Genomic DNA, 14,323 nt, shown 5'->3' with positions numbered 1-14,323 from the left:
TTCTTTTGAAGAAACATCATGCAAAGGCTGCTAATGAAGTAGCTAACAATCGTAAAGCTCGCCATGATTATAATATTTTAGATACATATGAGGCGGGTATTTCTTTAACGGGAACTGAAATTAAATCAGTTCGTGCCAGCAAGATGAACATTAAGGATGGATTTGTTCAAGCTAGAAATGGGGAACTCTGGTTAGAAAATGTTAATATTGGCATTTACAATCAGGGAAACCAATTCAATCATGATCCATTACGTAATCGAAAATTACTTTTGCATAAACAAGAGATTCGTAAGATTACTGCAAGTGTTCAGGAGAAGGGTATTACAGTCGTACCGTTGAAGGTTTACTTGAAACATGGTTTCGCTAAAGTATTGATTGGCGTGGCTGAAGGTAAGAAACAATACGATAAACGTGAAACAATTAAAAAACGTGATCAAGAGCGAGAAATTAGACGTGTTATGAAAAATGCGTACTAATTTGAAGCGATGATCGCTTTTTTTTTGAGTTTTTTCTGGGGAATATATTGGAGGATGTCGACGGATATTAAAAGTATTCAAAATATTAAGTATTTTCTGGATATTTTAATGGATTTCTTTAGTATATATTGTTCGAAAATTGTAGGTGCTAGACAAAGAAAGATATATAAAACCTTCCAAGTTAAGTTTTAAAAATCCTGACTATGATAAAATTAAAGCAATCAGTTCTACTGGGGGAAATAATGAAAAAAATATGGGGATTTGTCATAGCTTTTTTAGGAATTATTCTAGCTTTTCAGGTGACTTCTACCAATGTTTCGGCCGCGGGTAAGTATAAGGTTCAAAAATATAATATCGTAGCTAACGTGAAGAAAAATGGGGATATAGAATTAACGCAACGCCTAGACTATCATTTTGAAGGCGATTTTCACGGGGTCTTTTATAACCAAAGTTTGAAGGGTGTTAAAGATATTACTCAACCTAAGGTTTACGTTGATACCGGCTTTCAAACGGTCCAAATCCGGGAATCGAACAGCGGAGCAAACAATACCTTTAGGGCAACGAAGACTAATAAAAAGTTGGGATTGAAAGTTTACCATAAGATGTCAACTGGGGATGCTGCTTTTATTTATAAATATACCCTCAAAGGGTTGGTTAGAAATTATAATGATACGGCAGTTTTGAATTGGCGGATTCTCTATGGTTGGGACGATATTTTGAAGGATGTTAAAGTTACAGTTAACCTGCCACAGCAGAATATTTCTCAATTGCAGGCGTGGTCGCATGGGCCTTTAACTGGTCATAATCAAGTGGATAAAAAAAGGGGACGTGTCGTTATTAATGTACCTGAATTACCTGGAGATGAGATGATTGAGACTCGCATGCTTTTCCCAGTATCGGTTACTGCTGAGAATAAAAACGTTGTTAATAAAAATATGAAACAAAAGGTTCGTGCTGAAGAAAAACAGTTAGCCATTCAAGCTAATCAGTCACGTCAGAAGCAAAATGGTATTTATTGGTCATTGATGGCTTTTGGAATCTTAGTTGTGTTAGGTATTTATCTTTATAAATTCATTACGATGCGCAAGAGACCAGGTACTAAGCATCAAATTCCAACGCCGTTATATCACAGTTTTGATGCTCCAGAATTCTTGCCCAGTTTTAGTAAGGTGATTTTGGATCGGGAGCATGACGGTGATACTCAGTCATTGATAGCAGATTTGATGGATGAAGTTGGTCATCATCGGATGAAATTGGAAAAAGTTGGTACAACATTTGAAATTACAGCTTTAGTTCCGCCGACCAATGAATTCTTCAAGTATATGATCAATGATATTGGTGATGGAAAGAAAGTTACGCTGCGGGCGATTAGAAGTGAAGCTCAAGATTATGATGGCAAGGAAAGAGTTTCCAAGCATTTTGATGATTGGGCTTCGAATGCAGCTAAGGATCGAGAAAAATATTTAGATTTGCATAATATGGATATTACTAATGGGTTTAGCATCGCGGCTGTTTCTACCGATATTATTGTGGCAATCATGCTTGTTATTACACTGCTCTTTGGTAAACCAATGTTGTGGCCGGGTGTTATCTTGGCAACTTTGGCGGTATTGGTTTGGGGAGTTTATTATTTAATTAGAAAAAAAATCACTCCATATACTGATGAAGGTGAGATAGCCGTTAACCAAATTAGAGCTTTCAAGAGGATGCTTGAAGATATCGATGATATTAAGATGGCTGAAGTGGGCGATATTATTCTGTGGGAGCAGTTTATTCCATATGCCATTGCCTTTGGCATTTCAGAAAAAGTAATTAAGGCATTGAGAGTTAACTTTACCCCTGAGCAATTGGGGCAATCAATTGTTTTGGTAAATTATATTGGTTTTAGCAGAGCATTTGGAGCATCTAGTGTTGGATTCCAAAGTGCCTTTGCGGGTGCAATTGGTGCAGGTGGAGCTGCCAATATCAACGGAGGGTCTGGTGGATTTTCAGGTGGATCATCAGGCGGATTCGGTGGTGGATCTGGAGGAGCATTTTAGAGAGCGGAGCAGGCCCGGTAATTTCCGAGCATTTACGTAGCTTCACGATTTACGCACCGAATTTGTGCGTGATTTGGGAAGCTATGCAAAGCGGAAGAAATTGGCCTGAGTAGCTCGTTTTAGAATAGAGAGCAAAAAAAGGGCGGTCAGCTCCTGAGCATTTTCATAGTTAAGTGAATTGCACGCCGATTTTGCGTGTGATTTACTTAGCTACGAAAAGCGGAGGGAGTTGCCCTTGAGTAGCTCGTTTTAGAGCCACTGCCTTTATATAAAAAGGCGTCAGCAATCCTAACCGCGATTGTTGACGCCTTTCTCTTTACACCCGAATCATGATAAAATATGTCTACTAAAGATTGAGGGGTACATATGAGAAAAATATGGGGATTGCTTTTCACTTTGCTGGGTATCATCTGTGCTTTTAACGTTACTACTACAGTTAAAGCCGATGGTGACTATCAGATTGAAAAATATCATGCACAAGCTGATATTCAAAAGAATGGCGATATTGAATTGACCCAAAGAATTGAATATAAATTCCAAGGTGATTTTCATGGTGTTTATTATAATCAAAATATCGAAGGCATTAAGGGTGCCACAACTCCAGAGATTTCGATTCAAGATGGACAACGGATTACTCCTTTAACACAAGGTGATTTAGGTCAAGAGGATACTTTCAAGGTCACCAAAACTGACAAATACATGCGGTTGAAAGTTTATCATTCAGTCAAGGATCGTAATTTGACATTTATTTATAAATATCGATTGCTTGGGGCGATTACTAACTACACTGATACGGCCGAATTAAATTGGAAAATGATTGGTGGAGGTTGGGATAAAACCTTACACAATGTAGTATTGACGGTTAACTTACCCCAGACCAATGTTACTAAATTGCAGGCTTGGACTCATGGACCTTCTGATGGCTATACCAGTGTCAGTCATAAAAAGGGACAAGTTGTAATGAAGCTAGCTAAACTGCCTGCACATGAAATAGTGGAAACCCACATGATTTTTCCAACAAGTGTGACAGCTACTAATCAGAATGTTATTAACAAGAAGCATAAGGCTAAGGTTCTGGCACAGGAAAAGCAATTGGTTCTGAATGCTAATGCTAGTCGTCGTCGCAAGAAATTAATTTATCGAGCATTGATGATTTTTGGAACAATAGTTGTTTTACTGATTTATATTATTCGTTTCTATAATTTCCATAAGAACTCAGGAAATAAACATACTATTCCAACGCCATTACATCATTATTTTGATGAGCCAGATTTTTTACCCAGTTTGACCAAAGTTATTTTGAATCGAACTGATAAGGCTGACAGTTTGTCTTTAACAGCTGATTTGTTAGTCGAAGTAGGTCAGCGTCGCATGAAAATTGATAAGGTTAAGAAAACCTATGAAATAACGGCGTTAGTTCCACCTGTGAATCCGTTTTTTAAATATTTGATTGAGGATATCGGTGATGGAACGAAAGTTAGTTTGAAACAAATCAAGCGGTCAACTAAGGGAAATCGTCACAGCAGTCCCAAGTTGAGTAAACAATTTGAGAAATGGTCTAAAACTGCCGCTAAAGGTCGCGATAAATATCTTGATATGAATAATTTGAATATAGTCAAGGACTTTCAATTAGCAGCTATTTCGACCACTATCATTGTCTTTCTTATGTGGATAATTTCAATTATATTCGATAAGAATATACTGATAAGTGGCGGTCTAATGCTGATTTTTGTGGCAATATTTTGGACAATATTTGCGGTAGTCCAAAAGAAAGTTACCCCATATACCGATTTGGGTGAAGAAGAGGTCAATAAGATTCGCGCCTTCAAACGAATGTTGAAAGATATTGATGACATTAAGATGGCAGAAGTAGGGGATTTGATTCTCTGGGAGCAATTTTTGCCCTATGCAGTCGTTTTTGGAGTTTCGGATAAAGTTATTAAGGCATTGAAGGTTAACTTCAGTGTGGAGCAATTAGACAATTCTATGGTAATTCCATACTATATTGGAGCACACAGTTTTATCAATTCCAGTTCGTCAGGATTTCAAGCCTCATTTGGTAATGCCATTACTGGAGGTTCTGGTAGCTCATCCAGTGTTAGTGGTGGTTCAGGAGGATTCTCCGGTGGATCATCAGGTGGTTTTGGTGGAGGTTCCGGCGGTGGAGCTTTCTAATAGGTAAAAAAAATAGACCGAGATTTCTCGGTCTATTTTTTTTACCTATTAATTAAGCGTGACGACGCTTGAAGTAAACTGTACCTAGTAAAATAACAAAACCAATCAAAGTTACAGCCATGCCTGATTTAGCACCAGTTTGTGGAAGTGTGTTATTAGTATTGGTTGAATTATTACTACCGGGATTAGTGATAATGCCGCCGTTGTTGTTGCCATTATTGTTTGAACCAGGGTTTTCTGGATCAACAATTATGCCACCATTGTCGCCGCCTTCGTTACCACTGTTGTTGCCATCGGTATTACCGTCAGTATTTCCTTCGTTGCCACCGTTATCACCGGGGTCAGTAGTGTTACCACCATCGCCACCGTTATTACCGCCAGAACCACCTTCAGAACGTGGATCTGAAGTTTCAACTGCTTCTACAGTTTCAGTTCCAGAAACAATTGTAAAGTGAAGCTTTTTGGGATTTGAATCGAAGCCATCTGGAGCTTTTGTTTCTAAGAAGTAATAATCTCCAGGTTTTAAACCATCAATTGCAATCATTCCGTCTTTGTCAGTTACTCTTGTTTCGATTGGAGTACCATCAGCTGTATACAAAGTATATTCAGCTCCGGGTACACCAGTAGTCATATTGCTACGATCAAACTTTTGAAGTGTAACATTGTATGAATCATCAAAAACTGATTCTTTGGTATTTTTAAAAACGAACAAAGCAGGAGTTAAGTTATCTTTATCAATTGTTACTGTTTGTGTTTTATCAGTTGTTAGATAATCGTTTGGAGCTTTGGTTTCAGTGATAGTATAGGTACCTTGTTTGAGGTTGTATAAATGTCCGATACCTAGAGCATCAGTTGTAATTGTCCCAACTACATTATCGTTTTCATCTGTAACAGTAAATTCGGCACCAGCTAAACGATAACCAGTTTCGTCATCCATTTTCATGATAACGATTGAGCCTTCTTTGTCAGCGTCAACGTCAGTTTCGGGTTCATCTTCCGCTGTAACATTGACTGTGGCAGCAGTATTACCAGTGATTGAAAATGGAACTTCATTGCCATTTGGTTCAAAGCCAGTAGGCGGTGTAGTTTCTAAGAAGTAGTAGTTTCCTTTATCCAAGTTAGAAACTGAAATTTGACCATTGCTATCAGTTGTTAGACCAGATTCTACAAGTGTTCCATCTTCTTTATAAAGACTGTAAGTAGCACCTGCTAAAACTTCTGATTCATTATTAGCATCCAATTTAGTTAAAGTAACATTACCTTTAATATCGTTACCGTTACCACTACCGCTGTTGGTATTACTTGTTACACTACCATCAGCTGAATCTTTATTAACGTTACTACTGTTTCCAGAGCCGCCATTGCTCCAAGTAAAATCGGCATGGTTCCTAAATTTTACACCAGCCATGTTTTCAGGATCATTGATCTTTGTTTGTAAAGTAATGGCATAAAATTGATCATCTTTAGGAAGATTGGATAAAGTAAAGCCGTTACTTTCTTCGTTTAGAGTGTAAGAACCACTGCTGATAGGACCGCTCTTCTTGTAATAACCAGGAGAAGTCCAGGCAGCCTCATATACTTTGACTGATCCAGGGACGTAAGTTTGTCCAGAAGTACTAGGGTCAATAAAGTCACTGACAGTCAAATTAGGAAAATTCTGACTGTTACGATTGACCAAAATAGTCCATGTAACAATGGCATTTCCATTTTCGTCAGTCCCAATCGTTCCTTTCTTTGAAAAATCAGCATCTGAAGATGTAACAGTCATATTATCGTTCTTATCGCCGATAATGACATTATTATCACCAATAACGGCACCCTTACCGGGTCCGATACCTGATGCAATATTCAGACTACCTGAAAAATCTTGTTTACCTTCAACGTTTTCGTTAAAGGTAACAGTGATAGTGTTATCAGCATTTAATACTGCCTCGCCAATAACATTTTCATCCTTATCCTTTAGTTGAATTACTTCACCGTCATTTCTTACTTTGAGAGTGTCGGGTAATTCAATTGTCCATGTGTCGCCATCATGTAGCTCCTTGCCGGATGCATCCCAATCAAGCGTCAAATTAACATCACTAGCGGTACCATAATTCTTTTGCTGAATTGACATACCGCTTAACAAATCGTTCGTGTTGTAATTTGTAGCAGCTTGGGTTGTCGTCTGACTTGAAAAAGCTAGAACAACAAGTCCTAATGCGGCCACAAATGCAACTAGAAAATTGCGTAATTTGTTCCCCATGAATATTATCCCCCTTCTATTTGAATACAAATATAATTATAGAATGAAAGCTGAATAGAAAAAAGGGGGATACAGCAGAAATTTTAATAAAATAATTTTCTTTTCTAAACCCTACTAATAGGAAGTTTCTAGTTTGAAACTGCTACCATATCTTGTGAAATTTTGAAAAATGATACAATATGTAGCATAGAAGTGATATTATTATGAATGTTGTTTTTTTTACAAATAGAGAATTAATTGAGGTATGGAGGAGAATAATGATGATCGTATTGAGCGGCGCAATCGGAGCCGGTAAGAGTTCATTGGCAAAGTTATTATCAGAACATTTAGGAACAGAGGCTTTCTATGAACAGGTTGATAACAACCCAGTTTTGCCACTATTTTATAAGGACCCTAAGAAGTATGCTTTCTTGCTACAAATTTACTTTTTGAACAAGCGTTTTGAATCAATCAAGAAGGCTATGGTACAAGATAACAATGTTTTGGACCGTTCTATTTATGAAGACTCACTATTCTTCCATATGAATGCAGATATGGGAAGAGCAACTCCACAAGAAGTTAAAGTTTACGATGAATTGCTTGACAACATGATGCAAGAATTACCATTTGCTGCAGCTAAAAAGGCTCCAGATTTGTTGGTACACTTGGATATTTCATACGATACAATGATTCACCGTATTGAAAAACGTGGCCGTTCATACGAACAACCAGAGCAAGATCCAACACTTCCAGAATATTATCACCAATTGCTTGACCGTTATGACGGTTGGTATGATGACTATGATTACAGTCCCAAGATGAAACTTGACGGTGACAAATTTGATTTTGTTGAAAATCCTGAAGATCGTCAAAAAGTTCTTGATATGATCGATGAACAATTGCGTCAACGTGGTACTTTAGATTAATAATTAAAATTTTTACATAAATAAAGAAACCACTACAGGAAGTTAATTTCTTGCGGTGGTTTTTTTCTATCAATTAATTCTTTCTTTGGGTTCAAGTAATGCATGTTGCTGATCAATAGTAAAAAATCACTGATAATAATTTGCTTTAAATATTTAGGACTATCGAAGTCAAACAAATATAAAGTTAATTAAGAGATTATTCTCATCCATGTAGACGGCCTAGAAGGTATTAACTTGCGGCCAAAGGGAAAATAAGATAACCTATTAGAGGCAGTTTGCACTGGTAACCTGCTATTAATTAAAACAGTGGAGGTTTTACTTTGAGTAATTTAAAAACAAGAGATATTACCCAATTAGCGTTGATAGCAGCACTTTATGTAGCTATCACGATTGCACCAGGGATTTCGGCCTTTTCATATGGTCAAATTCAATTTAGAGTTTCGGAGATTTTAATGTTATTGCCATTTTTCAATCATAAGTTCAGTTGGTCTTTGATTGTCGGATGTTTCATATCAAATCTTTTCAGTGCTCAATTAGGGATGTACGATATTGTCTTAGGAACTTTAGCAACAGCAGTCGCTTGCTTGATTATTACGAGAATTCCATCACGTAACAGTTTACTTTGGACTGTGCCGGTCGTTTGTGCCGTCGTGAATGGGATTATAGTAGGCGCTGAATTGCACTTCGTTTTGAAGTTGCCATTCTGGTTAAATCTAGTAACAGTTGGCTTTGGTGAATTTGTAGTTGTTGCTATTGGAGCAGTAGTGTTCTATTTCTTAATGGAAAATAAAAATTTCAGCAAATTAATAAGATAAGACGAAGGATGGGGGAAGTGATTCCTCCATTTTTTTGTTATAATCTACTCTATAGAGTATTGTGAGGAGATGTGTTTATATGAATATCGGAATTTTTACCGATACATACTTCCCCCAAGTGAGTGGGGTAGCTACATCAATCCAGACATTGAAAAATGACTTGGAGCGTAAAGGTCACTCAGTCTACATTTTTACTACGACTGACCCTAATGTGCCTAAGGACACAATTGAGCCAAACATCTTTCGTTTGACTAGTGTGCCATTTATCTCATTTACCGATAGAAGAATTGCTGTCCGTGGTATGTTTCATGCGGTCGATTTAGCAAAAGAATTAAAATTGGATATTATCCATACACAGACTGAATTTTCATTGGGAATGATTGGAAAGTTTGTTGCCAAGCAGTTGAAGATTCCATTCGTGCACACATATCACACAATGTATGAAGATTATTTACATTATGTTTTGAACGGTCACTTATTGAAACCATATCATGTTAAGCAAGTGACTCGTTTATTCTTAAAGAACGCTTCTGGAGTGGTTGCTCCAAGTGTACAAGTTAAGGAAACGATGGATCGTTACGATGTAAAGACACCAATTTCTATTATTCCAACAGGAGTTGATCTCTCAGAGTATACGAAGCCGGTCAATGTGACTAATTTACGCGAAAAACTAGGTATCTCTGAAGAGACTCCAGTAATTTTAATGTTGAGTCGAATTGCTTTGGAAAAGAAAATTGATCACATGTTGAAGTCGATGCCGGAGCTTTTGAAATATAATCAAAAGATTATGTTAGTAATTGTTGGTGATGGTCCTGATATGGATGAGTTGGTCCAAATGAGTAAAGACCTTGGTATTAGTGATAATGTTATCTTTACTGGCGAAGTTGAGCATGATCAAATTTCACCCTATTATCACATGGCAAATATTTTTGTTTCTTCCAGTGATACTGAGTCACAGGGATTGACGTATATTGAAGCGATTGCATCAGGCACGAAGATTATTGTTAGAAGCGCGCCATATACAGACGCCTTGTTGACTGATCCTTCAGTTGGTGTAACATTCAACGAAGATGATCAGTTAGTACCTAAAATCAAGACGTATCTCGATCACCCCAATTCATTTGATGACCGTGAAGCCCGTCAAAAGGTACTTTATGGTATTTCATCTGATGGATTTGGTAATTCTATTCTTGATTTCTACCGTCGGTCCGAAGATTACTTTATAAGGGAGAAACTTTCAGATTCATCAATTGATCCAGAGGAGTATTCGAATGATTAAGATTAATATGTTTTCATCTGCAGATAAAGTGGCCGGCCAAGGTGTCGGTAGTGCCTATAAGGAATTGATTGGCTTGTTGAAAGATCACTTCAGTGATGAATTTGACATTAAGATAAATGATTATCATGCCAGTGATTTGAGCCACTATCACACAATTGACCCTCAATTTTACTTGTCGACTTTTTCTAAAAAACGTGGTCGAAAGATTGGCTACGTACACTTTTTACCTGAGACATTGGAAGGTAGTATCAAATTACCTGAACCAGCTAAGAGTGTCTTTTACAAGTATGTCATCAGTTTTTACAAGCGCATGGATCAGATTGTTGTTGTTAATCCAACGTTTATTGACAAATTGGTTGCACATGGTTTGGATCGTAAGAAAATCAAATATATTCCTAACTTTGTTTCAACAGAGAATTTTTATGAGAAAACTGCTGAAGAAAAAGCAGATTTTCGTAAAAAGTTGGGAATTCCAGCTGATAAATTCGTAGTTTTTGGTGATGGACAAGTTCAAGAACGTAAAGGTGTCGATGATTTCTACAAGTTGGCACAGACTAATCCAGATATTCAATTTATCTGGGCTGGTGGCTTTTCATTTGGGAAAATTACTGATGGATACGACCGTTATAAAGATATGATCGAGAATGCTCCTAGCAATATGAAATTCACAGGAATAGTTGATAGAAATGACTTAGTAAACTACTATAATATTTGTGATTTGTTCCTATTGCCTTCATTTGATGAATTATTCCCAATGTCTGTTTTAGAAGCATTCAGCTGTGGTGCACCAGTGCTTTTACGTGATCTTGACTTGTATCGTGCAATTATTGACGGATACTATCAAAAGGCAGATGGTTTTGCAGATATGAATGCATTCATCAATAAGGCAAACCATGATCGTTCAATTCTGGATGATTTTAAGAAGAAGTCTCAAGAAGCAACTAATCAATACTCAGAAGAAAATTTGAGTAAAATTTGGTATGATTTCTATACGAGTCAATATAATATTGCACAACGGGATAAATAATGAGTAGAAAACAAATTGCTGCACTTTTTGTAATGATTGGATTAGGCGTTGGTATTTTCTGGTGGGAAGCTAGAAAAATCAACTTCAGTTCCTTAGTTTCAACTTTTAAGAGTTTAAACTACTTCTGGCTAGCGGTGGCATTTTTGTCAATTATGTTATCGTATGGCGTTGAAGCCTTAGTTTTGCATACGCTTTTAAAAAAGAAAGAAGATCGTAAGTTTGGCTGGTGGGAAATGTACCGTATTCCTTTACTCCAAGCTTTGTTTAATGCTATAACGCCGTTTTCATCTGGTGGTCAACCTGCACAGTTAGTTGGTTTGATGCAATCTAAAATTGACGGTGGACGAGCTAGTTCCGTTTTGTTGATGAAGTTTGTTATTTATCAAGCAATGGTTTTGGTCAACTTCATTGTTGCGATGTTGGTTAGTTTCAATAGTGTTGCTAAGCATTTCTCCGGCTTAGCGACTTTGATAGTTTTTGGGATGGTCATACACGTTGTTACCATTTCATTCTTGTTGATGATCATGTATTATTATGATTTTACAAAAAAAATGGTACAAATTGTTTTGAAACCGGTTTTATTTTTTCTTAAAGAGGAAAAACGTGATAGAATTTTACAGTCAGCTACGAATTACATTGATAGTTTCTATAAAGAGAGTCTTGTACTGAAGCAAGAGAAAGCAAAAGTTATCAAAGCTTCATTACTGACAATTGTGCAACTATTCTTGTATTACTTCGTAGTCTACTTTGTTTTACTGGCATTGAATTGCGATCATGTTAACGTCGTCGATGTTTTGGTGATGCATATTATGATCGTTATGATTGTCTCAATCTTCCCAATCCCTGGTGGATCAGGTGGGGCAGAATTCAGTTTCAAGACGTTATTTGCTGGATTTATACCTTCTCCTTCAGGTTTGATTTTGGGTATGTTTTTATGGAGATTTATTACGTATTATTTGGGGATGTTCTTAGGGATTATTGCTGTTTCGAAGAAACCGAAAATTGAACAACAAGTTGCTAATAAATCTATGGAGCGAAAATAATGAAGCGTATTACTACGGGTATTTCTAAGTTCTTGAATACTAGGCTAGGTTTTGTGATCTTAGCTGTATTGCTATATACTCTTAAAACTATTTATGCTTATGAAACTAAGTTTAACTTAGGTGTTAAGGGTTCGATTCAAACTTTCTTAATGATTATTAATCCGATTCCAGTCATGCTATTACTGTTTGGAATCTCATTGTATATGAAAGGGAGAAAGTCATATATTTTTCTACTGATAATTGATTTCTTGGATACCGTTTGGTTGTTCTCGAATATCTTGTATTATCGTGAATTCTCAGATTTCTTGACAATGGTTTTGATTAAAGGATCAGGATCTGTTTCCAATAACTTGGGTAAGAGTATCTTAGGTATTGTGAAACCAACTGATTTCTTGGTCTTTATTGATGTGATTATTCTGATATTATTGCTAGCCTTTCACGTCATAAGAATGGACATTAAGCGTCTTAACTGGAGGATTCCAGTTTTGATTAGTTCACTAGCAGTATTACTATTTGGTGCTAATTTAACGTTAGCCGAAAGTGACCGTTCACAACTTTTGACAAGAACTTTCGATAATAACTATATCGTTAAATACTTGGGACTAAATGTTTTCAATGTGTACGATATGATTAAGACCACACAGACTAATGCTGTTAAGTCGCAGGCGAAGAGTTCCGATATCAATTCAATAGAGAAATATATGAAGGACAATTATGTTCAGCCTAATGTGGAATATACAGGTGTTGCAAAAGGTAAAAATGTCTTTGTCATTCATTTGGAAAGTTTGCAACAATTCATGATTGACTATAAGTGGGACGGTGAAGAGGTAACTCCTAACTTGAACAAGATTTATCATGAAGACGATACCTTGAGCTTTGATAATTTCTTTAACCAAGTTGGCCAAGGTAAGACGGCTGATGCGGAATTGATGCTTGAAAACTCACTCTTCGGATTGCCAGAAGGTTCAGCCATGGTTACTGATGGTACGACAAATACCTTCCAGGCTGCTCCAGCAATTTTGGATCAAGAAGCCGGTTATACGTCAGCCTCGTTCCATGGGGACGTTCCAAGTTTCTGGAATCGTGATAATGCTTATAAATCATGGGGTTATGATTATTTCTTCAGTTCTAATTACTATAAAGAAAAGAAGAGTTATAACGTTGGTTATGGTATGAAGGATAAAATTTTCATGCGTGACTCTGCACAGTATATTGAACAATTGCCACAACCATTCTATGCAAAATTGATTACTGTTACGAACCATTATCCATATACTCTTGATAAGAAGAATCAATCGATTGAAAAGACTGATACTGGCGATAAAACTGTTGATGGTTATGTTCAGACAGCTCATTACTTGGATCAATCTATCGGTGAGTTTATGGCCTGGTTGAAAGAAACTGGTTTAGATAAGAATAGTATGGTCGTACTCTATGGTGATCACTATGGTATTTCCAATAACCATAAGAAAGCAATGGCTAAGTTGACTGGAATCAAAGGATTCAATGAATTTAATGATGCTCAGTATCAACGTGTACCATTTATGATTCATATGGACGGACTAAAAGGCGGAATCAACCATACATATGGTGGTGAAATTGATGTTCTTCCTACATTATTGAATCTACTTGGAATTGATAATAAGAATATGATTCAATTTGGTAGTGATCTCTTATCCAGTGAGCACTCGCAAGTCGTGGCATTTAGAAATGGTAATTTTGTCTCGCCAACGGTAACGAAGGTCGGAGGAACTTACTATAATACTAAGACTGGTAAAGTTGATAAGAAGATTTCTAAAGAAGAGAAGGCAAAACTCTCTAATCGTGTAACAACAGAATTGTCATTGTCAGATCGTGTTATCAATGGAGATCTCTTGAGGTTCCATAAGCTACCTGGCTTTACAGTTGTTAACAAGAAGGATTTCTCATATAAGAAGAGTACAGCCTTGAAAGCACTTAAGAAGGCACAAAAGGAGAAGGGGACTAGTCTATTGGCTCAGAACGATAATAAGTCAATGGTTGATCTCTATCAAACGGATGCGCCGGAATTAAGTTCTGACAAGTAAATGAAAGCACTGGAGATAATTAATCTCTGGTGCTTTTTTTGTGTACAGAAGCCATCAATAGGCAGTAAGATAGCCATTAACACCAAATATGATTAACCTTTTGAAAAAAATTCAACTTTTTTGTAAAAAAGGGTTGCACACACTTAATCTAATTGGTAATATATATCTTGTTGTTGCGACAGATGACAACGGCGTCAACGGATTCAAGCTTAATAGCTTTTCCAAACGCCTTTAATTATTTTGAAAAAGTTCT

10 protein-coding genes are annotated in these 14,323 nt (G+C 36.8%); 9 read left to right on the top strand and 1 reads right to left on the bottom strand.

The window, feature by feature from the left end:
• The first annotated feature begins 5 nt into the window (after positions 1 to 5).
• The 3 genes from smpB to FFM71_RS07940 all read left to right on the top strand — a co-directional run bounded on the left by smpB (position 6) and on the right by FFM71_RS07940 (position 4,690).
• Positions 6 to 476 carry an SsrA-binding protein SmpB gene (gene smpB / locus FFM71_RS07950; protein WP_137611643.1) on the top strand — a complete coding sequence of 157 codons (471 nt, stop codon included), beginning with the start codon at positions 6 to 8 and terminating at the stop codon, positions 474 to 476.
• Between the two features lie 242 nt (positions 477 to 718).
• Positions 719 to 2,515 carry a DUF2207 domain-containing protein gene (locus tag FFM71_RS07945; RefSeq protein WP_171000512.1) on the top strand — a complete coding sequence of 599 codons (1,797 nt, stop codon included), beginning with the start codon at positions 719 to 721 and terminating at the stop codon, positions 2,513 to 2,515.
• A 366-nt stretch (positions 2,516 to 2,881) separates the two neighbouring features.
• Positions 2,882 to 4,690, top strand: coding sequence for a DUF2207 domain-containing protein (locus FFM71_RS07940; RefSeq protein ID WP_137611641.1), 1,809 nt, complete (start codon positions 2,882 to 2,884; stop codon positions 4,688 to 4,690).
• A 52-nt stretch (positions 4,691 to 4,742) separates the two neighbouring features.
• Here the strand turns inward: FFM71_RS07940 and FFM71_RS07935 are convergent, their stop codons facing one another.
• Complete coding sequence (locus FFM71_RS07935; RefSeq protein ID WP_137611640.1) at positions 4,743 to 6,935, bottom strand: LPXTG cell wall anchor domain-containing protein; 2,193 nt, start codon at positions 6,933 to 6,935, stop codon at positions 4,743 to 4,745.
• 260 nt (positions 6,936 to 7,195) lie between these two features.
• Between FFM71_RS07935 and FFM71_RS07930 the strand changes: the two genes are divergently transcribed.
• The 6 genes from FFM71_RS07930 (at position 7,196) to FFM71_RS07905 (ending at position 14,070) form a co-directional block, all read left to right on the top strand.
• Positions 7,196 to 7,840 carry a deoxynucleoside kinase gene (locus FFM71_RS07930; RefSeq protein ID WP_137611716.1) on the top strand — a complete coding sequence of 215 codons (645 nt, stop codon included), beginning with the start codon at positions 7,196 to 7,198 and terminating at the stop codon, positions 7,838 to 7,840.
• 320 nt (positions 7,841 to 8,160) lie between these two features.
• A complete protein-coding gene (locus FFM71_RS07925; RefSeq protein ID WP_137611639.1) occupies positions 8,161 to 8,655 on the top strand; it encodes a QueT transporter family protein in 495 nt (164 codons plus the stop codon).
• Between the two features lie 79 nt (positions 8,656 to 8,734).
• Positions 8,735 to 9,934: a glycosyltransferase family 4 protein gene (locus tag FFM71_RS07920; RefSeq protein ID WP_137611638.1), complete on the top strand. Its 1,200-nt coding sequence runs from the start codon at positions 8,735 to 8,737 to the stop codon at positions 9,932 to 9,934.
• The gene (locus FFM71_RS07915) at positions 9,927 to 10,961 is read left to right on the top strand and encodes a glycosyltransferase family 4 protein (protein ID WP_137611637.1); all 1,035 of its coding nucleotides are present in this window, start codon (positions 9,927 to 9,929) and stop codon (positions 10,959 to 10,961) included. Before FFM71_RS07920 ends, FFM71_RS07915 begins: the two co-directional genes overlap by 8 nt.
• A complete protein-coding gene (locus FFM71_RS07910) occupies positions 10,961 to 12,004 on the top strand; it encodes a lysylphosphatidylglycerol synthase transmembrane domain-containing protein (RefSeq protein ID WP_137611636.1) in 1,044 nt (347 codons plus the stop codon). Before FFM71_RS07915 ends, FFM71_RS07910 begins: the two co-directional genes overlap by 1 nt.
• On the top strand, positions 12,004 to 14,070 hold the full coding sequence (locus FFM71_RS07905; protein WP_137611635.1) for an LTA synthase family protein: 2,067 nt from the start codon (positions 12,004 to 12,006) through the stop codon (positions 14,068 to 14,070). Before FFM71_RS07910 ends, FFM71_RS07905 begins: the two co-directional genes overlap by 1 nt.
• The last annotated feature ends 253 nt before the right edge of the window (positions 14,071 to 14,323 follow it).

The sequence above is a fragment of the Companilactobacillus huachuanensis genome, from assembly GCF_005404815.1.
GTDB lineage: Bacteria > Bacillota > Bacilli > Lactobacillales > Lactobacillaceae > Companilactobacillus > Companilactobacillus huachuanensis.
This window is presented reverse-complemented; position numbering and strand designations above follow the sequence as displayed.